The sequence below is a fragment of the Delftia sp. DLF01 genome, assembly GCF_014852125.1.
In the GTDB taxonomy this organism is placed as follows: Bacteria; Pseudomonadota; Gammaproteobacteria; order Burkholderiales; family Burkholderiaceae_C; genus Comamonas; species Comamonas acidovorans.
Genome location: NZ_JACVAZ010000001.1, coordinates 667,963 through 687,367, shown reverse-complemented (window position 1 = coordinate 687,367; position 19,405 = coordinate 667,963). Strand labels below are relative to the sequence as shown.

Sequence of the window (19,405 nt, the reverse complement as noted above, 5' to 3'; positions counted from 1 at the left end):
TCCGCCGCATCCATGACCGTAGCATCCCATGCCGCCAGCGTGGCCCAGGCCGCGCAACCGCCCTCCGCCTCCCCCTCTGCGCAGCAGCGCTTCGTGATCTGCATGAAGTGGGGCAAGAAGTACGGTCCGGAGTATGTCAACAGGCTCTACGCCATGGTGCGTCGGCATCTGAAGGGCGATTTTCGCCTTGTCTGCCTGACCGATGACGGCGTGGGGATTCGTGACGAAGTCGAATGCCTGCCCATTCCGCCGCTGAACCTGCCCGCCGGCATTCCCGAGCGTGGCTGGAACAAGCTGGCCACCTTCAGCGCCGACCTGCATGGCCTGCGCGGCACGGCGCTGTTTCTTGACGTGGACGTGGTCATCACCGGGCCGCTGGACGATTTTTTCACCGAGCCCGGCGAATTCCTGATCATCCACGACTACAAGCGTCCCTGGCGCATCACGGGCAATTCCTCGGTGTACCGCTTCGAGCTGGGTGCCCACCCCGAGGTACTGGACTACTTCCGCACGCATTTCGAAGAGATCCGCAGCAGCTTCCGGAACGAACAGGCCTACCTGTCCGACATGCTGCACAAGCAGGGCAAGCTCAAGTACTGGCCGCAGGCCTGGTGCCCCAGCTTCAAGTACCACTGCATTCCCGCATGGCCGACGAACTACTGGAAGCCGCCCTTCGTGCCGGATGGTGCACGCGTGGTGATCTTCCACGGAGAATGCAACCCGCCCGACGCGTTGGCCGGCCGGCGCAATCGGCGCTTTCGCTATATCCGGCCTGCTACCTGGGTGGCCGAGCACTGGCACGAGTGAGCAGCTCGGCCCACAAAAAAACGCCCGCGCTTGCGGGCGTTTTCGTTTGGCATGGTGCCGAACCCGCAGGACCGGGATCAGGCCGTGGCCTCGGCTTTCGCTTGAGACGGAGGACTGCCTATGCGCCACAGCACGACGAGCGCACACAGCCACTGCAGCGCATACATCACCGTGCCCACGCTGTGCCACAGCTTGAGGTTGTCGCGTGCCACGATGCGCGGCGACACGCCGTACTGGACCAGAAATGCCAGCAGCATGCCTGCGATCACAAAGCCCAGACAGGCCTTGGCCCAGGGCTGCAGGACCGGCTCCTTGTTGCGCCGGGACAGGACCAGCAGCAGGGCCGCGCAGGCGATGGACACCCAGGTCTGCGCGGCAAACAGCTTGGCTGCCATGAAGCCCGCGACAGCCGGCGTGGGCAATTGGGCGAACAGCATGGGCACGGCCATGAAACCGATGGCCGACAGGCTGCCCCACCACAGGGCGGCAGCCAGCAGGGGAATGCGCTCGTACAGGTTGCTCATGGGCTTAGGCCTTCCTCAATGATCGAGGCACAGGCGCTGACGCATCAGAGGTAGCGCACCGACACCACTTCATAGCGGCGCTCGCCGCCTGGTGCCTGCACGACGGCGGTATCGCCCTCTTCCTTGCCGATCAGCGCGCGCGCGATGGGGCTGGAGACGTTGATCAGGCCCAGCTTGAGGTCGGCCTCGTCCTCGCCGACGATCTGGTACTTGACCGTGTCGCCGCTGTCTTCATCCTCGAGCTCCACCGTTGCACCGAAGACCACGCGGCCACCGGCATCCACGGAAGAGGGATCGATGATCTGGGCAGCCGACAGCTTGCTCTCGACCTCGGCAATGCGGCCTTCGATGAAGCCCTGGCGGTCCTTGGCGGCCTCGTATTCGGCGTTTTCGCTCAGGTCGCCCTGGGCACGTGCCTCGGCGATGGCCTGGATGATGGAGGGACGCTCCACGGTTTTCAGGCGGTGCAGTTCGTCCTTGAGCTTCTCGGCTCCGCGCTTGGTGATGGGAATGGTGGCCATTGAAAAGTCTCCATGTTCAGCGAACGCCGCGCGCTGCGCGGTTTCTTTGGTACAGGGGGGCCGGCGACTTTGCGGCTGGACCTGCACCCCAAAAGCAAACCGCCGCACGTTGCCGCGCGGCGGTTTCATCGAATGATTCGTTCCATTATGCCGTGTTTACCCACCCGAAATGGTGGGATAACCCGGCGGCACTGTCGGACAGTGCCGCTCGCTGCGCGCCATCAAAAAACAGGCGCAGCGGCAATGGAAGGATCTCAGGCAGCCTGCAGTTGGGCGTGCAATTCCTGGACCGAGTGCACGTCCATGTTGCCCATGGACTTCATGCCTTCGACGGCAGCTTCTGCACCGAAGATGGTCGTGAAGGTGGTCACACGCGCCAGCAGGGCGCTGGTACGGATGGCACGCGAGTCGGCGATGGCGTTGCGGCGCTCCTCCACCGTGTTGATGACCATGGCGATCTCGCCGTTCTTGATCATGTCCACGATGTGGGGGCGGCCTTCGGTCACCTTGTTGACGAGCTGCACCTCGATGCCGGCCTCGGAGATGGCCGCTGCCGTACCGCGCGTGGCGCACAGCACAAAGCCCATCGCAGCCAGTTCCTTGGCCACGGCCACGGCACGCGGCTTGTCGGCGTTCTTCACGGTCAGGAAGACCTTGCCCTGGGTCGGCAGCGTGACGCCGGCGCCCAGTTGGCTCTTGACGAAGGCTTCGCCAAAGGTCTTGCCCACGCCCATGACTTCGCCAGTGGACTTCATCTCTGGGCCGAGGATGGTGTCCACGCCAGGGAACTTCACGAACGGGAAGACGGCTTCCTTGACGCTGAAGTACGGCGGCGTGACTTCCTTGGTGATGCCCTGCTGGGCCAGCGTGTCGCCGGCCATGCAGCGTGCAGCCACCTTGGCCAGCTGGATGCCGGTGGCCTTGGAGACGAAGGGCACGGTGCGCGAGGCGCGCGGGTTGACTTCCAGCACGTAGATCACGTCGCCGTCGGCCGTTTCCTTGATGGCGAACTGCACGTTCATCAGGCCGACCACGCTCAGCGCGTTGGCCATGGCGGCAGTCTGGCGCTTGATCTCGGCCACGGTCTCGGGCTTGAGGTAGTAAGGCGGCAGCGAGCAGGCGGAATCGCCCGAATGCACGCCAGCCTGCTCGATGTGCTCCATCACGCCGCCGATGAAGACGGCGCCTTCGCGGTCGCGCACGCAGTCCACATCGCACTCGATGGCGTTGGACAGGAAGTGGTCCAGCAGCACGGGCGAGTCATTGCTGACCTTGACGGCTTCGCGCATGTAGCGCTCCAGGTCGCGCTGCTCGTGCACGATTTCCATGGCACGGCCACCCAGCACATAGCTGGGACGCACGACCAGGGGGTAGCCCAGGCCGGCCGCCTTTTCCAGCGCTTCGGGCTCGGTACGGGCCGTGGCATTGGGCGGCTGGCGCAGGCCCAGCTCATGCAGCAGCTTCTGGAAGCGCTCGCGGTCTTCGGCCGCGTCGATCATGTCGGGCGTGGTGCCGATGATGGGCACGCCTTCCTTTTCAAGACCCAGCGCAAGCTTCAGGGGCGTCTGGCCGCCGTACTGCACGATGACGCCAACAGGCTTCTCGACAGCCACGACTTCGAGCACGTCTTCCAGCGTCAGCGGCTCGAAGTACAGGCGATCCGACGTGTCGTAGTCGGTGGACACGGTCTCGGGGTTGCAGTTGACCATGATGGTTTCATAGCCGTCCTCGCGCATGGCGAGCGCAGCATGCACGCAGCAGTAGTCGAACTCGATGCCCTGGCCGATGCGGTTCGGGCCACCGCCCAGCACCATGATCTTTTTCTTGTTCGTCGGCTCGGCTTCGCACTCCTCGTCATAGGTGGAGTACATGTAGGCCGTGTCGGTGGCGAACTCGGCAGCGCAGGTGTCCACACGCTTGAACACGGGGCGCACGCCCAGTGCCTTGCGTGCCTCGCGCACGGCCTTCTCATTGCTGTGCAGCAGCTTGGCCAGGCGACGGTCGGAGAAGCCCTTTTGCTTGAGCGTGCGCAGCGTGGTGGCGTCCAGTGCGGCCAGCGCGGCATCACCCTTTTCCTCGTAGACCTGGTCCAGCTCGAGTTCGATCTTCACGATCTCTTCGATCTGCACGAGGAACCACTTGTCGATCTTGGTGATGTTGTGCACCTCGTCCAGCGTCCAGCCGGCAGCGAAGGCATCGCCCACATACCAGATGCGGTCCGGACCTGGCTCGCCGAGTTCCTTTTCGAGGATTTCGCGGTCCTGGGTCTTTTCGTTCATGCCGTCCACGCCGACTTCCAGGCCGCGCAGCGCCTTCTGGAAGGACTCCTGGAAGGTACGGCCAATGGCCATGACCTCGCCCACGGACTTCATCTGCGTGGTCAGGCGGTTGTCGGCAGCGGGGAACTTCTCGAACGCGAAACGCGGGATCTTGGTGACCACGTAGTCGATCGAGGGCTCGAACGAAGCGGGAGTCTTGCCGCCCGTGATGTCGTTCTTGAGTTCGTCCAGGGTGTAGCCCACGGCCAGCTTGGCAGCGACCTTGGCGATGGGGAAGCCCGTGGCCTTGGAGGCCAGCGCCGAGGAACGCGACACGCGCGGGTTCATCTCGATGACGATCATGCGGCCGTCCTTCGGATTCACCGAGAACTGCACGTTGGAGCCGCCCGTGTCCACACCGATCTCGCGCAGCACCGCCAGCGAGGCGTTGCGCATGATCTGGTATTCCTTGTCGGTCAGCGTCTGCGCGGGTGCCACGGTGATCGAGTCGCCGGTGTGCACGCCCATGGGGTCCAGATTCTCGATGGAGCAGATGATGATGCAGTTGTCCGCCTTGTCGCGGACGACTTCCATCTCGTACTCCTTCCAGCCGAGCAGCGATTCCTCGATCAGCAGCTCATTGGTCGGGGACGCTTCCAGGCCGCGCTTGCAGATGGTCTCGAACTCTTCGGGGTTGTAGGCAATGCCGCCGCCCGTGCCGCCCAGCGTGAAGCTGGGGCGGATGACGGTGGGAAAGCCCATTTCCTTTTGCACGGCCCAGGCTTCGTCCATCGAATGGGCGATGCCCGAGCGCGCCGAACCCAGGCCGATGCGCGTCATCGCATCCTTGAACTTGAGGCGGTCCTCGGCCTTGTCGATGGCCTCGGGAGTTGCGCCGATCAGCTCGACCTTGTACTTGTGCAGCACGCCGTTGCGCCACAGGTCCAGCGCGCAGTTCAGCGCGGTCTGGCCGCCCATGGTCGGCAGGATGGCGTCGGGACGCTCCTTGGCGATGATCTTCTCGACCGTCTGCCAGGTGATGGGCTCGATGTAGGTGACGTCGGCCGTGGCCGGGTCGGTCATGATCGTGGCAGGGTTGCTGTTGATCAGGATGACCTTGTAGCCCTCTTCGCGCAACGCCTTGCAGGCCTGCACGCCGGAGTAGTCAAACTCGCAGGCCTGGCCGATGACGATGGGACCGGCGCCAATGATCAGAATGCTTTTGAGGTCGGTGCGCTTAGGCATTTTTGTGTTTCTCCATCAGCGCCGTGAAGCGGTCAAACAGGTAGGCGATATCGTGCGGGCCGGGCGAAGCCTCGGGGTGGCCCTGGAAGCAGAACGCAGGCTTGCCCTTGTGCTCAAGGCCTTGCAGCGTGCCGTCGAACAGGCTGATGTGCGTGGCGCGCAGCGTGTCGGGCAGGGACTCCATCTCCACGGCAAAACCGTGGTTCTGGCTGGTGATGCTGACCCGGCCGTTGTCCAGGTCCTTGACGGGGTGGTTGGCGCCGTGGTGGCTGTTGGCCATCTTGAAGGTCTTGGCGCCAGCGGCCAGGGCCATGATCTGGTGACCCAGGCAGATGCCGAAGACGGGCTTGCCGGACTCCACCAGCTCCTTGGTGGCGGCAATGGCGTAGTCGCAGGGCTCCGGGTCGCCAGGGCCGTTGGACAGGAAAACGCCGTCGGGGTTGAGTGCCAGCACATCCTTGGCGGGCGTCTTGGCCGGCACCACGGTCAGCTTGCAGCCGCGCTCGGCCAGCATGCGCAGGATGTTGAACTTCACGCCGAAGTCATAGGCCACCACATGGAAACGCGGGGCCTGCTGCTGGCCGTAGCCTTCGCCCAGCTTCCACTCGGTTTCCGTCCATTCGTACTGCCGGGCTGCGCTCACCACCTGGGCCAGATCCAGGCCCTTCATGCTGGGGGCCGCCTTGGCCGCAGCCAGTGCCTCGTCGATGCGCGCCTGGGTCACTTCTTCGCCAGCGGCCAAACCGACGATGGCGCCGTTTTGTGCGCCCTTGTCGCGCAGCAGCCGTGTGAGCTTGCGCGTGTCGATGTTGGCAATCGCCACCGTGCCGCTGCGCGTGAGGTAGTCGGGCAGTGTCTCGGACTTGCGGAAGTTGCTGGCCAGCAGCGGAAGGTTCTTGATGATCAGGCCCGCCGCATGGACCTTGCCAGCCTCGACATCCTCTGCGTTGACGCCGTAGTTGCCGATGTGCGGATACGTGAGCGTCACGATCTGCTGGCAGTAGCTGGGGTCGGTGAGGATTTCCTGGTAGCCGGTGATTGCCGTGTTGAAAACGACTTCACCAACCGTGGTGCCTTGCGCACCGATCGAGTTGCCAACAAAGACCGTGCCGTCTGCGAGCGCCAGGATGGCGGATGGGAATGCTCCCTTGAGAGACAAAAGCACTGGGTTCTCCGGTTCTAATTACGGTTACGCCCAGCGTGCCGCACGGACGGATCCGGGCGGGTTATAGCTTGTCTGCAGGGGGTGGCGAGGAAGCGTCGCTAGGCGTAGTGTGGAATGCTTGAAAGCCGCCCATTATAGGCTGGTCGTGCTTCAGCCTCCTGACAGGAGGCGGGATTACCCTTGACGTGAGCCGGCACTCACGCTGCTTGCGTGCAGGCATATCGCCGCTGCAGCAGCCACGTTCAGCGACTCCTCACCGCCCGGCTGGCCGATGCGCACATGCTGCGCTGCCCGCTGCATCAGCGCCTCGCCAACGCCCTGCCCTTCATGGCCCATGGCCCAGGCACAAGGCCAGGGCAGCGGGGCATTGTGGATCAGTTCGCCCTGATGGGAACTGGTCACGATCAGGGGCAAGCCAAGCGCATCCAGGTCTTCGGGCGAGGCCGACTCGACCAGTTGCAGACCGAAATGCGCCCCCATGCCGGCGCGCAGCACCTTCTGGCTCCACAGCGCAGCCGTGCCCTTCAGGGCCACGACCTGGCTGAAACCGAAGGCAGCGGCACTGCGCAGGATGGAGCCCACATTGCCTGCGTCCTGCACGCGGTCCAACACCACCGTGGCCACGCCTGCACGGATGACCGCCGATGCCTGCCAGTCCATCAGAAAACCGATGCGCGCCGGGGACTCCAGGCCGCTGACTTCGGCAAACAGGGCATCTGCCAGCACCACGCACTTGCCTGCGCCCTGCACCCATTCCAGCGGCACCAGCGGCCAGAAGGATTCGGCCACCACGGCCACGGAGGGCTGCATGCCACGCGCCAGCGCGGCACGGCACAGATGGTCACCCTCCAGCCAGACGCGCCCTTGCTTGCGGTAGGCCCCACTGTCCTGGACAAGCCTGCGCAAATCCTTGACCAGGACGTTGTCACGGGACTGGATCAATGTGGCGGCAGGTTGTCGGCTCATGGTGAGGCTTTCGGGCAAAGGGAACAGCGCGCCACGGGCGCAGAAAGAAACGGCAAAGGCAATCAGGCCGACAGCAGCAAGGCCTGCGCGCCCTGCGCCGCAGCTGCCACGCGGGCAGCGGCCAGAGGCTCGGCCATGCGGGCAATGCTCACGACATGGGCCACCGGCGCGAAGGTTCGCCGGTGCTCCTCGCAGGCGCCGTGCAGGCGCAGCGCCGCAAGGTGGGCCGCCGTTCCGTAGCCCTTGTGGCCGTCGAAGCCGTATTCCGGATATTGCTCATGCAGCCGTTCGCACCAGCGGTCGCGCGTGACCTTGGCCAGAATGGAGGCGGCCGAGATGGCCTGCACCAGGGAGTCCCCCTTGACGATGGCCTCGGCCTGCACATCCAGCACGGGCAGCTGGTTGCCATCCACCAGCACGAGCACCGGCTTCAGGCGCAGACCCAGCACCGCGCGGCGCATGGCCAGCAGCGTGGCCTGCAGGATGTTCAGGCGATCAATCTCTTCGACCGAGGCCTCGGCAATGCTGCAGCACAGCGCCTTGGCACGGATCTCGTCATAGAGTGCCTCGCGGCGCGCAGCCGTGAGCTTCTTGGAATCGTTCAGGCCCTCGATGGGATTGAGATCGTCAAGAATGACAGCAGCGGCCACGACAGGGCCGGCCAACGGGCCGCGGCCCGCTTCGTCCACGCCCGCAACCAACCCCGGCGGATGCCAGGGCAGGCACGCCTGTTCAGGCGGCAGTGGGGGCAATGATTTTCTCGATCGCATGGGCGGCCAGTTCGGCAGTATCGCGCCGCAATTCATGGTGCAGCGCTGTGAAGCGCTGTACCAGCGCCTCGACGGTTGAAGGGGAATGTTCGCACGCCTGCAGCCATTGCAGCACAGCCGCGCTCAGCGCCTGGGGCGTTGCCGCATCCTGGATCAGCTCGGGCACGACGAAATCGCCGCACAGGATGTTGGGCAGGCCCACCCAGGGCTGCAACTGCTTGCCACGCATCAGGCGCCAGCTCCAGGGGTGCATGTTGTAGCCGATCACCATGGGACGCTTGTACAACGCGGCTTCCAGCGTGGCCGTGCCGCTGGCGATCAACGTCACGTCGCAGGCTGCCAATGCATCATGGGACTGGCCGCGCACGATGTGCAGCGACGAGGCCATGCCGGACTCCTGGGCAATGCGCCGCAACTCGTCCAGTTGCGAAGGCACGGCAGGCACTACTATTTTAATAGCTGGCAGCGCCTTCCGGACCAAAGCTGCAGCCTGAAAGAAACGGGCTGCAAGATAGCGGATTTCGGAGCGTCGGCTGCCGGGCAGCACGGCCAGCACCAGACCATCTTCCGGTAGACCCAGCCGACGGCGCGCGGCGGCACGGTCGGGCTGCAGCGGAATCACGCTGGCCAGGGGATGGCCCACGTAGGTGGCATCTATGCCGTGACGGGCCAGCAACTCGGGCTCGAAGGGAAAGATGCACAGGACATGGTCGGCCGCACGCCGGATTTTCTCGACGCGATCGGCACGCCAGGCCCAGATCGAGGGGCAGACGAAATGCACGGTCTTGATGCCCGCAGCCCGCAGATCGGTCTCCAGGCCCAAATTGAAATCGGGCGCATCGATGCCGACAAAAACGGCTGGCGGCTGCTTGAGCAGGCGCTGGCGCAACTGCCGGCGGATGTTCAGAATCTCGGCCAGTCGGCGAAACACTTCCCAGCTGTAGCCATGCACGGCCAGCCGCTCGCAGGACCACCATGCCTCAAAACCGCGCTGCTGCATTTGGGGCCCGCCGATGCCAAAGGCCGAAGCCTCGGGCCAGCGGGCCTGCAGCCCACCCAGGAGCAAGGACGCCAGCAGGTCGCCTGAGGTTTCCCCGGCGACCATGGCAATCGATGGACTCAGGCGCGCCAATGGCGCCGCGTTCTCTGTCATGCCGTCCTTTCGCGCGCCGGATCAGCGCGCAATGCCCCGGGTCGAAGCGGCCAGAAAATCCAGCATCAGCGATACATCGGCAGCGGCCTCGGGCTGCTCGCCAGCCAGCGCTCCAATGGCGTCGCGCGCGGCCTCCAGGGTCAGCCCCTGGCGATACAGCAGACGGTGCATCTGCTTGATGGCCTGGATACGCTGCGGCCCGAATCCGCGCCGGCGCAGGCCTTCGATATTGAAGCCACGCACGGCCAGGGGATTGCCATCCACCATCATGAAGGGCGGCACATCCTGCGAGATATGGCTGGCAAAGCCCGCCATGGCATGGGCGCCCACCTTGGTGAACTGGTGCACGCCCGTCAGGCCGCCCAGGATCACATGGTCGCCCACATGCACGTGGCCGGCCAGGGTGGCGTTGTTGGCCAGGATGGTGTGGCTGCCCACGACGCAGTCGTGGGCCACATGCACATAGGCCATGATCCAGTTGTCGTCGCCGATGGACGTGACACCCTGGTCCTGCACGGTGCCCGCATTGAAGGTGCAGAACTCGCGCACCGTGTTGCGGTCACCGATGACAAGCCGCGTGGGCTCGCCTGCGTACTTCTTGTCCTGGGGCTGCGCGCCCAGGGACGCGAACTGGAAAATCCGGTTGTCGCAACCAATGCGGGTATGGCCTTCGACAACGCAATGCGCGCCAATCGTGGTGCCGGCGCCGATTTCCACATGCGGCCCGATGACGGCATAGGGGCCGACCGACACCGATGAATCCAGCTGTGCAGCGGAATCTATCAGTGCCGTGGGATGGATGCGTTCAATGCCAGCCATGCGCCCGTCAGCCCACGTTGCGCATGGTGCACATCAGCTCGGCTTCGCAGGCCACTTCGTCCTCGACGCGGGCCACGCCCTTGAACTTCCAGATGCCGCCGCGAACGCGGTCGATGGTGATCTCCAGCACCAGCTGGTCGCCCGGCTCCACGGGGCGCTTGAAGCGCGCACCGTCGATGCCCACGAAATAGTAGATGTTGTTTTCGTCGGGAACCTGGCCCATGGCATCGAAGGCCAGCAGGCCGGCAGCCTGCGCCAGCGCCTCCAGGATGAGCACGCCCGGCATGACGGGACGGCCTGGGAAATGGCCCATGAAATAGGGCTCGTTGAACGTGACGTTCTTGATCGCCTTGATGCGTGTATTGCGCTCAAGCTCCGTGACCTTGTCCACCAGCAGGAAGGGGTAGCGGTGGGGCAGTTGCTTGAGAATTGCGTGAATATCCATCATTGCGTTCCGTTATGGCCTTGATCCGCCGATTGCTGCAGTTGCCGCTCCAGGGCCTTGATGCGATCGCGCATGGAGTGCAGCTGCTTCAGCGTCGCAGCATTTTTTTCCCATTTGGCGTTTTCATCCACGGGAAACATGCCCGTGTAAACACCTGATTGTGTCAGCGAACGGGTCACTACCGTCGCTGCCGAAATATGCACCCTGTCGGCCAGCTGCAGATGGCCCAGCACGATGGCGCCGCCTCCCACGGTGCAATGCGCGCCAATGCGCGCGCTGCCGGCCACCCCCACGCAACCGGCCATGGCCGTATGCTTGCCGACATGCACGTTGTGACCGATCTGGATCAGGTTGTCGAGCTTGACCCCGTCCTCGATCACCGTGTCGTCCAGCGCTCCGCGGTCTATGCAAGTGTTGGCGCCGATTTCCACATCGTCGCCGATCCGCACGCCACCGAGCTGCTCGATCTTCACCCATGCTCCGTTCTCGGGCGCAAACCCGAAGCCGTCCGCTCCCAGCACCACGCCGGAATGCAGCAGACAGCGCGCCCCCACATGGCAGTTCTCGCCAATGGTGACGCGCGACTTGAGCACGGTGTGGGCACCGATGGTGGCACCCTCTTCAACCACGCAGAGCGGGCCGATCGTGGCAGAGGCATCAACGATGGCACTCTCGTGCACCACCGCGCTTGGATGGATACCGGCCGGCGCCACAGACCTGCAGTTCCGCTTCCACCACTGCGTGGCCCTGGCGAAGTAGGCATACGGGTCAGGGACCACGATGCAGGCACCCCGCTGCTGCGCCAGCTCACGCATGGCGGGCGCCACAATAACGCAGGCCGCCTCGGAGGCGGCCAGTTGCTGGCGGTAGCGGGGGTTGCTCAGAAAACTGAGATCCCCGGCCCCGGCGGAATCCAGCGGGGCGATGCGGGAGATGGGCATCTCCCTGCCGCCACCGACCAGTTCGCCACCGAGTGCATCGAGGATCTGACCCAACAATACGCTCACGGCATGCAGCCCTGGACGCTGGCTTACTTGCCGCCGCCGTTCAGCGCCTTGATCACTTTGTCAGTGATGTCGTACTTGGGGTTGATGTAGACGGCTTCCTGGAGGATGACGTCGTACTTCTCGGATTCGGCCACTTGCTTGACCACCTTGTTGGCGCGCTCCAGCACCTGGGCCAGTTCCTCGTTCTTGCGGGAGTTCAGGTCCTCCTGGAACTCACGGCGCTTGCGCTGGAACTCGCGGTCCTGGTCCACCAGCTGACGCTGACGGGAGACGCGCTGGCTTTCGGCCATGGTGGGCGCTTCACGCTCGAACTTCTCCGAAGCGCTCTTGAGCGTATTGCCCTGGTCGACCAGTTCCTTCTCACGCTTGGAGAATTCCTGCTCCAGCTTGGACTGCGCAGCCTTGGCCGTCGACGCTTCACGGAAGATGCGGTCCGTGTTCACAAAGCCGGCCTTGAACTCTTGAGCGTGCGCAGAAACAGCCATGGAGCCAAGCAGCACAGCCAGGGAAAAATGGCTAGATAGAGATTTCATTAGAAAGAGGTTCCGATTTGGAATTGCAGTCGCTGGATTTTATCCCCGGTCTGCTTGCGGATGGGTTGAGCAAAGGCGAGACGCAGGGGACCCAGCGGGGAAATCCAGCTGATGCCAAGGCCCGTGGAAGCCCGCAGCTCCCCGAGATCGAAGTTCTCGTTGGCCCCGTAGACATTGCCCACATCGAGGAATGTAAAAAGACGCAAAGTCCTGTCATTGCCGGCACCGGGGAAGGGAATCATGAACTCTGCGTTCAAGGTCACCTTCTTGGAGCCGCCAAGCGCCAGGTTTTCCTTGGTGTCGCGCGGACCCAGCGAGCCCTGCTCGAAGCCACGCACCGAACCCAGACCACCCGAGAAGAAGTTCTTGAACAGCGGGAACGGACGGCCATTGAGGCCCTTGCCGTAGCCCAGTTCACCGTTCAGTGCCAGCGTGTACTTCTTGCTCAGCGGGATGTACTGCTGGATCTGGTAATTGGCTCGCACATAGCGGGCCTCGCCACCCACCGACCACTCGGTGTTCAGGCGCTGGTAGAGACCGGAGTTGGGCGCCAGCGCGCTGTCACGGCTGTCGCGCGACCAGCCCAGGGTCAGCGGAATGCCCGTGTTGGAGTAGCCGTACTTGTCGGCATAGTCCTTGTACGCCTGGGGCAGGTAGGTGCCGGGCTTGATTTCGGAGCGCTCCACGCCGCCGCCGAAATACACGGTGTCAATCTCGCTGAACGGCACGCCAAAGCGAACACTGCCGCCCGAGGTGACGATCTTGTAGGCCGCATCGTCGTAGTAGGGACGGTCAGTGCGGTAGTACAGGTCGTAGGTGCGCGAGATGCCGGTGTCCGTGAAGTACGGATCCGTGGTGGACAGCACCATGGTGCGGCGGTACTTGCTGGTGTTCACGTCCACGCCCAGGTAGTTGCCCGAGCCGAACACGTTTTCCTGCTTGATGCCGAACGACAGCGAAACCTTTTCGGCACTGGAGAAGCCAGCACCCAGTTGCAGCGAACCCGTGGGCTTTTCGGCCACCGAGATGACCAGATCCACCTGGTCGGGCGAACCCGCCACTTCCTGGGTTTCGACGTTGACCTCGGTGAAGAAGCCCAGGCGGTCCACACGGTCGCGCGACAGGCGGATCTTGTCGCCGTCATACCAGGAGGCCTCGTACTGGCGGAATTCGCGGCGGATCACTTCGTCGCGCGTGCGGTTGTTGCCACTGAGATTGATGCGTCGCACATAGGCGCGGCGAGAAGGCTCGGCGTGCAGCACCAGGGCCACGCGGTTGGTTGCACGGTCGATGTCCGGCACGGCCTCGACGCGTGCAAAGGCAAAGCCGAAGTTGCCGAAGTGCTCGGTGAAGGCCTTGGTCGTCGCCGTGACCTGGTCGGCGTTGTAGGGCTCGCCGGGCTTGATCTTGACCAGGGACTTGAATTCGTCGTCGCGGTCGAGGTAGTTGCCCTCCAGCTTGACGCCGGAGACGACGAAACGCTCGCCTTCATGGATGTTCAGGGTCAGCGAGATGGTCTGCTTGTCGGGCGAGATGGCCACCTGGGTGGAGTCCACGCGGAACTCCAGGTAGCCACGCTGCAGGTAGTACGAGCGCAGCGTTTCCAGGTCGGCGTTGAGCTTGTTGCGCGCATAGCGGTCCGACTTGGTGTACCAGCTCATCCAGTTGCCGGTGTCCTGGTCGAAGAGGTCCTTGAGCGTGGATTCGCTGAAGGCCTTGTTGCCGACGATGTGGATCTCGTTGATGCGGGCCGGATCGCCCTCGGTCACCGTGAAGGTCAGGTTGACGCGGTTGCGCTCGATGGGCGTGACCGTGGTGACGACTTCCGCGCCATAAAGGCTGCGGTTGATGTACTGGCGCTTGAGCTCCTGCTCGGCACGGTCGGCCAGGGCCTTGTCGAAGGGACGACCTTCTGCCAGGCCCACATCGCGCATGGCCTTTTGCAGGGTTTCCTTGTCGAACTCCTTGGTGCCGGCGAAGTTCACCTCGGCGATGGTCGGGCGTTCTTCGACGACGACAACGAGCACGTTGCCATTGGCTTCGAGGCGGATGTCCTTGAACAATCCCAGCGCGAACAGCGAGCGGATCGCAGCTGCGCCCTTGTCATCGTCATACTGGTCGCCCACGCGCAGCGGGATGGATGCGAAGACCGTGCCCGGCTCCACGCGCTGCAGGCCTTCGATGCGGATGTCCTGTACCCGGAAGGGCTCCAGCGCCCAGGCTGCATTGGCAGCCAAAACCATGGCAGCCAGGGTCGATGCAGCGCGCACGCCCAGGCGATTGATACGTTTAGTCATGAATGGATTTGCCGCCGCTGCGGCTTGCCGAAAACGGCTGAAAAGTTAGCCCCAAAGCCGGTTGATATCGTTGAAAAAGGCGACGGACATCATCATCATCAAAACCGCCACACCTGCACGCTGCAAGCGTCCGGCCCAGACTTCCGACACGCTTCGGCCAGTCACGCCCTCCCAAAGATAATACATCAGGTGCCCGCCATCGAGCACCGGCAGGGGGAGCAAGTTGAGAACCCCCAGGCTGATGCTTATCAGCGCCAGGAACGAAAGATATTGAACCAGGCCCATGCTGGCCGAACGCCCCGCATAGTCGGCAATGGTCAAGGGGCCGCTGATGTTCTTGAGCGATGCCTCGCCTATCACCATGCGGCCCATCATGCGCAGCGTCAGCGACGAAAGCTCCCAGGTGCGCTGCACGCCAGCCCACAGGCCTTCCAGCGGACCGCGCTGCACCAGAGCCATCTCGGGAGCGCTGCCGATGTAGGCACTGATGCGGGCAATGCTCTCCTTGCCATCTTCCGAGCGGCCCAGATCGGGCAGCACGGGGATCTGCAGTTGCCTGCCATCGCGCTCCACCAGCCAGACCTGCTGCTGGACCTGGCCGGATGCACCCATCTTGCGGATGAGATTGCGCAGTTGGGTGCCGTCATCCACCGGGGTGCTGCCCACGCGCAGCACCAGGTCGCCCTGGCGCAAGCCGGCCTTTTCGGCGGCACCACCGGCAATCACCTTGTCCAGCACGGGCTGCGTCCAGGGCCCCAGCAGGCCCAGGCGCTCGAAGAAGGCGGCATCGGGCTCGCCCTGCACCTGCCCGGCCAGCGCCAGCCGCAGTTCGGACGGAGCGGTGCGCCGGCCCTGGAGCACTTCCATGCGCACCGACTCATCATCGAGCGCGGCGCGCGTCAGTGTCCAGCGCAGATCATTGATGGAGCGGACCTCTTCCCACTCCTGGTCGCCCAAGGCGATGCGCAGCACGCGATCACCGCCCTGCACGCCCGCCATCTGCAGCACCGTGCCCGCCGGCGGCGTGGCCAATCGCGCCACGGGCTCCTGCATGCCCATCCAATTGACGATGGCCAGCAGCGCAATGGCCAGCACGAGATTGGCCACCGGGCCTGCCGCCACGATGGCCGCACGTGACCGCAGCGGCTGGGTGTTGAATGCCAGATGGCGCTGATCGGCCGGAACTTCGCCCTCACGCTCGTCGAGCATGCGCACATAGCCGCCAAGCGGCAGTGCACCGATGACGAATTCCGTGTCCGAACCTTTGCGCTTCCAGCGCAGGATGGGGCGACCGAAGCCGACGGAAAACCGAAGCACCTTCACGCCGCAGGCCACAGCGACGCGGTAGTGGCCCCACTCGTGGACGGCAATCAGCACGCCCAGCGCGACCACGAATGCAACTACGGTCAGCAACAATTGATACTCCTTTGAATCCGATGCGCACCTGGATACCGCCGCAGGCCCACCGAGAAACCCGGTCTGGCCCGCGAAGCCGGCATTACAGCTGCCACTGCCGCGCCACGGTGTGCGCGATTTCGCGGGCCTGGGCGTCCAGGGCCAGCAGATCGTCCAGGCTGCCCAGTGTAGGCGGCAGCAAGGTTTCGAGAGTGCGCAAATTCACAGCGTGGATACGGTCAAATGCCAGGCGTCGCTCCAGGAAGGCGGCAACGGCGACTTCATTGGAAGCATTGAGAACCGCCGTAGTTCCCTCGCTGGCGAGCAGCGCCTGCCAGGAAAGATGCAGGCCCGGAAAGCGCACGGCATCCGCCTCTTCAAAGGTCAGGGCCGACAGCTTCGCGAAATCCAGGGGCGCCGCGCCGCTGGCGATGCGCCGTGGCCAGGCCAGGCCGCAGGCGATGGGCACGCGCATGTCGGGCGTGCCCAGTTGTGCCAGCACCGAAGCATCCTTGAACTGAACCATGGAGTGCACGATCTGCTGCGGGTGGATGACGACCTTGATCTTGTCGGGAGCCATGTCGAACAGCCAGCGTGCCTCGATGACCTCCAGCGCCTTGTTCATCATGGTCGCCGAGTCCACGGAGATCTTGCGCCCCATGGAGAAGTTCGGGTGCGCGCAGGCCTGCTCCGGCGTGATCTCGGACAAGGTGGCCGGATCGCGCAGGCGAAAGGGCCCACCCGACGCCGTGAGCAGCAGACTGTCCACGCGATCGGGCCAGCTGGCTCGGTCTTCCGGCAGGCACTGGAAAATGGCCGAATGCTCGCTGTCTATGGGCAGCAGGGTCGCGCCGTGGCGCTTGACCGTGTCCATGAACAGTGCGCCGCCAACGACCAGAGCCTCCTTGTTGGCCAGCAGCAGGCGCTTGCCCGCGCGCGCGGCCGCCAGGCAAGGCGCAAGGCCCGCCGCACCGACGATGGCAGCCATGACGGCATCGACCTCGGGATGCGAGGCGATCTGCTCCAGCGCGTCTGGCGACTGCAGCACTTCGGTCGCCAATCCATTGCTGCGCAGCTGCTCAGCCAGCAGCTTCGCGTGTGGCGCGCTGGCCATGACGGCATAGGCGGGCTTGAATTCGGCGCACTGGCGCAGCATCAGGTCCACTTGCGTGGCCGCGCTGAGTGCAAAGACCTCGTAGTGCTCGCGGTGGCGCGCCACCACGTCCAGCGTATTGGTACCGATGGAGCCTGTGGAGCCCAGGACGGTGATTTTCTGCTTCATGAATGCGCGAAAGAGGAAAGCATCATGGCCAGCGGAAGGGTCGGCAGCAGGGCATCGACGCGATCAAGCACGCCGCCATGGCCGGGCAGCAGACCACTGCTATCCTTGACGCCCACGCTGCGCTTGACCAGGGATTCGACCAGGTCGCCGACCACGCTCATCGCGGCCATGAACACAACCGCCAGCAGCAGGAACCAGGCCCCGCGCGCCAACAGCAACGAATAGAAACTGGGCACGGCCACCGCGTAGTGGCGGTCCGCCCAGACCCAGGCCAAGGCCAGCACCAGCACGCCGGCCATGCCGCCCCACACGCCTTCCCAGCTCTTGCCGGGACTGATGGACGGCGCGAGCTTGGACTTGGTGAATTTCAGGCCCAGGGTCCGGCCGGCGAAATAGGCAAAGACATCGGCCACCCAGACCAGCACCAGCACCGACAGCAGGAAGTTGATGCCCGTCATGCGCGCCTGCACCACGGCCACCCAGGCCAGCCACAGGGCCAGCACTCCGCCAACCAGTCGCACAGGCCCCGCAATGCGCGGCCAGCCGGCCACGCCTGCGCGCAGCAGCGCCGCGCCGCCCAGCACCCAGGCGGAGCCAGCGACCACCCAGACCGCGGTCAGAGGCCGCTCCAGCCATCCCGCGGCCCAGGTTCCCACGCACATCGCCGTGCAGATGGCACCTATGCCGATGGCACCAGCGGAGCCAAAGCCGTTGAGACGACCCCATTCCCAGGCACCCGCCGCCATGAGCACGAGCACCACCACGGCGAACGGAACGCCCGTCGGATAGAACAGCGCAGGCAGCAAGATGGCCAGCAGGATCAGGGCGGTGATGACTCGCTGCTTGAGCATGGCTCCCCCTTGTTCAGGTCGTCTGTTGATGGGACGACTTCGATTGTGATTGGTGTACTTGCGCGGAGGTCTGGCCGAAGCGCCGCTCGCGCGAAGTGAAGGCGGCAATGGCCTCGTCCAGGCAGGCCTCGTCGAAATCAGGCCACAGGCTGGCACTGAAGAAGAGCTCTGAATACGCGGCCTGCCACAACAGGAAGTTGCTGATGCGCATCTCCCCGCCAGTGCGGATCAGCAGGTCCGGGTCGGGCACATGGGCCAGCGCGAGTGCACGGTCCAGGCTCTGCGGGGTGATGGGCTCGCCCTGCTCTGCCAGCCGGGCTGCGGCCTGGGCAATGTCCCAGCGCCCGCCGTAGTTGAAGCAGACATTGAGCACCAGGCGGTTGTTGTGTGCCGTGACCTGCTCGGCCTGGGCCAGGCCTGCACACACTTTCTCGCTCAGACCACTGCGGTCGCCGATGAAGTGCAGGCGCACGCCATCGCGGCTCAGTTGCTGCACTTCCTTGGCAAGGGCATTGGCCAGCAGGCCCATGAGACCGGAAACCTCCTCTTCGGGGCGGTTCCAGTTCTCGGAAGAAAAGGCGAAGACGGTCAGGACCTGCACGCCGCGCTGGACGCAGGCGCGGGCACAGCGGCGCAGCGATTCCACGCCCTGCTTGTGGCCGGCCAGTCGCGGCAGAAAGCGGCGATTGGCCCAGCGTCCATTGCCATCCATGATGACGGCAATATGGCGCGGCACCGCGCCGGAGTCTTGGTTTGTCAAAGGTACGGGCCCTGAGGCAAGCGAGGCAGAACGCCTCAGACCGCCATGATGTCTTGTTCCTTGGCAGCCACCAGCGCGTCGATCTCGGTGATGTGCTTGTCGGTCATCTTCTGGACATCGGCTTCGCAACGCTTTTGATCGTCTTCCGAGGCTTCCTTGTCCTTGACCAGCTTCTTGACGGCTTCGTTGGCGTCGCGGCGCAGGTTGCGCACGGCGATCTTGGAAGCTTCGCCTTCGTTGCGGGCCAGCTTGGTCATTTCCTTGCGGCGTTCCTCGCTCATCGGAGGCATGGGCACGCGGATCAGATCGCCCAGCGAGGCAGGGTTCAGGCCCAGATCGCTTTCGCGAATGGCCTTCTCCACCTTGGCGGACATGCTCTTTTCCCAGGGCTGCACGCTGATGGTGCGCGCATCGAGCAGGTTCACGTTGGCCACCTGGGACAGCGGCACCATGGAGCCGTAGTAATCCACATGGATGGAGTCCAGCAGCGAGGGGTTGGCACGGCCGGTACGCACACGCGCAAGATTGTTCTTGAGCGCTTCGATGGACTGGCCCATCTTGGACTCGGTGGTCTTCTTGATGTCTGCAATCGTCATGTTCTTGTTCC

Annotated in this window: 18 protein-coding genes; 1 reads left to right on the top strand and 17 read right to left on the bottom strand. The window is 64.2% G+C overall.

The window, feature by feature from the left end; translation table 11 throughout:
- Positions 1-12 precede the first annotated feature (12 nt).
- Positions 13-807 (top strand): hypothetical protein, encoded by a 795-nt coding sequence (locus tag IB269_RS03040; RefSeq protein ID WP_013801461.1) that lies wholly within the window; start codon positions 13-15, stop codon positions 805-807.
- Between the two features lie 77 nt (positions 808-884).
- Here the strand turns inward: IB269_RS03040 and IB269_RS03035 are convergent, their stop codons facing one another.
- The 17 genes from IB269_RS03035 to frr all read right to left on the bottom strand — a co-directional run bounded on the left by IB269_RS03035 (position 885) and on the right by frr (position 19,394).
- Positions 885-1,331, bottom strand: a complete 447-nt coding sequence (locus IB269_RS03035; RefSeq protein WP_099750749.1) for a DUF4149 domain-containing protein — start codon at positions 1,329-1,331, stop codon at positions 885-887.
- A gap of 44 nt (positions 1,332-1,375) precedes the next feature.
- Positions 1,376-1,852 carry a transcription elongation factor GreA gene (greA, locus tag IB269_RS03030; RefSeq protein WP_012206729.1) on the bottom strand — a complete coding sequence of 159 codons (477 nt, stop codon included), beginning with the start codon at positions 1,850-1,852 and terminating at the stop codon, positions 1,376-1,378.
- A gap of 254 nt (positions 1,853-2,106) precedes the next feature.
- Positions 2,107-5,355 (bottom strand): carbamoyl-phosphate synthase large subunit, encoded by a 3,249-nt coding sequence (gene carB / locus IB269_RS03025; protein WP_034396158.1) that lies wholly within the window; start codon positions 5,353-5,355, stop codon positions 2,107-2,109.
- A complete protein-coding gene (gene carA / locus IB269_RS03020) occupies positions 5,348-6,520 on the bottom strand; it encodes a glutamine-hydrolyzing carbamoyl-phosphate synthase small subunit (RefSeq protein WP_192366387.1) in 1,173 nt (390 codons plus the stop codon). The genes carB and carA overlap by 8 nt, the downstream gene beginning before the upstream one ends.
- A 174-nt stretch (positions 6,521-6,694) precedes the next feature.
- On the bottom strand, positions 6,695-7,486 hold the full coding sequence (locus IB269_RS03015) for a TrmH family RNA methyltransferase (RefSeq protein WP_192366386.1): 792 nt from the start codon (positions 7,484-7,486) through the stop codon (positions 6,695-6,697).
- Positions 7,487-7,548: 62 nt separating this feature from the next.
- The gene (rnhB, locus tag IB269_RS03010; RefSeq protein ID WP_012206733.1) at positions 7,549-8,256 is read right to left on the bottom strand and encodes a ribonuclease HII; all 708 of its coding nucleotides are present in this window, start codon (positions 8,254-8,256) and stop codon (positions 7,549-7,551) included.
- A complete protein-coding gene (lpxB, locus tag IB269_RS03005) occupies positions 8,219-9,409 on the bottom strand; it encodes a lipid-A-disaccharide synthase (RefSeq protein ID WP_034396164.1) in 1,191 nt (396 codons plus the stop codon). Before lpxB ends, rnhB begins: the two co-directional genes overlap by 38 nt.
- Before the next feature lie 21 nt (positions 9,410-9,430).
- Positions 9,431-10,228, bottom strand: coding sequence for an acyl-ACP--UDP-N-acetylglucosamine O-acyltransferase (gene lpxA, locus IB269_RS03000; RefSeq protein ID WP_192366385.1), 798 nt, complete (start codon positions 10,226-10,228; stop codon positions 9,431-9,433).
- A 7-nt stretch (positions 10,229-10,235) separates the two neighbouring features.
- Positions 10,236-10,676, bottom strand: a complete 441-nt coding sequence (fabZ, locus tag IB269_RS02995) for a 3-hydroxyacyl-ACP dehydratase FabZ (RefSeq protein ID WP_012206736.1) — start codon at positions 10,674-10,676, stop codon at positions 10,236-10,238.
- Positions 10,673-11,680, bottom strand: a complete 1,008-nt coding sequence (gene lpxD, locus IB269_RS02990; RefSeq protein ID WP_192366384.1) for a UDP-3-O-(3-hydroxymyristoyl)glucosamine N-acyltransferase — start codon at positions 11,678-11,680, stop codon at positions 10,673-10,675. Before lpxD ends, fabZ begins: the two co-directional genes overlap by 4 nt.
- Before the next feature lie 23 nt (positions 11,681-11,703).
- Positions 11,704-12,213 (bottom strand): OmpH family outer membrane protein, encoded by a 510-nt coding sequence (locus IB269_RS02985; RefSeq protein WP_192366383.1) that lies wholly within the window; start codon positions 12,211-12,213, stop codon positions 11,704-11,706.
- On the bottom strand, positions 12,213-14,510 hold the full coding sequence (bamA, locus tag IB269_RS02980) for an outer membrane protein assembly factor BamA (protein ID WP_013801452.1): 2,298 nt from the start codon (positions 14,508-14,510) through the stop codon (positions 12,213-12,215). The genes IB269_RS02985 and bamA overlap by 1 nt, the downstream gene beginning before the upstream one ends.
- Before the next feature lie 45 nt (positions 14,511-14,555).
- Positions 14,556-15,926 carry an RIP metalloprotease RseP gene (gene rseP / locus IB269_RS02975; RefSeq protein ID WP_043795909.1) on the bottom strand — a complete coding sequence of 457 codons (1,371 nt, stop codon included), beginning with the start codon at positions 15,924-15,926 and terminating at the stop codon, positions 14,556-14,558.
- Between the two features lie 82 nt (positions 15,927-16,008).
- Entirely contained in the window at positions 16,009-17,187 is a 1,179-nt protein-coding gene (ispC, locus tag IB269_RS02970; RefSeq protein WP_043819021.1) for a 1-deoxy-D-xylulose-5-phosphate reductoisomerase, read from the bottom strand.
- Positions 17,184-18,038 carry a phosphatidate cytidylyltransferase gene (locus IB269_RS02965; protein ID WP_013801449.1) on the bottom strand — a complete coding sequence of 285 codons (855 nt, stop codon included), beginning with the start codon at positions 18,036-18,038 and terminating at the stop codon, positions 17,184-17,186. Before IB269_RS02965 ends, ispC begins: the two co-directional genes overlap by 4 nt.
- A gap of 13 nt (positions 18,039-18,051) precedes the next feature.
- A complete protein-coding gene (gene uppS, locus IB269_RS02960) occupies positions 18,052-18,798 on the bottom strand; it encodes a polyprenyl diphosphate synthase (RefSeq protein WP_034396177.1) in 747 nt (248 codons plus the stop codon).
- 35 nt (positions 18,799-18,833) lie between these two features.
- Positions 18,834-19,394 carry a ribosome recycling factor gene (frr, locus tag IB269_RS02955; protein WP_012206744.1) on the bottom strand — a complete coding sequence of 187 codons (561 nt, stop codon included), beginning with the start codon at positions 19,392-19,394 and terminating at the stop codon, positions 18,834-18,836.
- Positions 19,395-19,405: the final 11 nt, after the last annotated feature.

What these genes read in the sequence shown, in the direction of transcription:
- IB269_RS03035 (WP_099750749.1), bottom strand. Translation starts at nt 1,331, where the DNA reads ATGAGCAACCTGTACGAGCGCATTCCCCTGCTGGCTGCCGCCCTGTGG.
- ispC (WP_043819021.1), bottom strand. Translation starts at nt 17,187, where the DNA reads ATGAAGCAGAAAATCACCGTCCTGGGCTCCACAGGCTCCATCGGTACC.
- fabZ (WP_012206736.1), bottom strand. Translation starts at nt 10,676, where the DNA reads ATGATGGATATTCACGCAATTCTCAAGCAACTGCCCCACCGCTACCCC.
- rnhB (WP_012206733.1), bottom strand. Translation starts at nt 8,256, where the DNA reads ATGCGATCGAGAAAATCATTGCCCCCACTGCCGCCTGAACAGGCGTGC.
- lpxA (WP_192366385.1), bottom strand. Translation starts at nt 10,228, where the DNA reads ATGGCTGGCATTGAACGCATCCATCCCACGGCACTGATAGATTCCGCT.
- IB269_RS03015 (WP_192366386.1), bottom strand. Translation starts at nt 7,486, where the DNA reads ATGAGCCGACAACCTGCCGCCACATTGATCCAGTCCCGTGACAACGTC.
- greA (WP_012206729.1), bottom strand. Translation starts at nt 1,852, where the DNA reads ATGGCCACCATTCCCATCACCAAGCGCGGAGCCGAGAAGCTCAAGGAC.
- IB269_RS03040 (WP_013801461.1), top strand. Translation starts at nt 13, where the DNA reads ATGACCGTAGCATCCCATGCCGCCAGCGTGGCCCAGGCCGCGCAACCG.
- frr (WP_012206744.1), bottom strand. Translation starts at nt 19,394, where the DNA reads ATGACGATTGCAGACATCAAGAAGACCACCGAGTCCAAGATGGGCCAG.
- IB269_RS02985 (WP_192366383.1), bottom strand. Translation starts at nt 12,213, where the DNA reads ATGAAATCTCTATCTAGCCATTTTTCCCTGGCTGTGCTGCTTGGCTCC.
- lpxB (WP_034396164.1), bottom strand. Translation starts at nt 9,409, where the DNA reads ATGACAGAGAACGCGGCGCCATTGGCGCGCCTGAGTCCATCGATTGCC.
- carB (WP_034396158.1), bottom strand. Translation starts at nt 5,355, where the DNA reads ATGCCTAAGCGCACCGACCTCAAAAGCATTCTGATCATTGGCGCCGGT.
- bamA (WP_013801452.1), bottom strand. Translation starts at nt 14,510, where the DNA reads ATGACTAAACGTATCAATCGCCTGGGCGTGCGCGCTGCATCGACCCTG.
- IB269_RS02965 (WP_013801449.1), bottom strand. Translation starts at nt 18,038, where the DNA reads ATGCTCAAGCAGCGAGTCATCACCGCCCTGATCCTGCTGGCCATCTTG.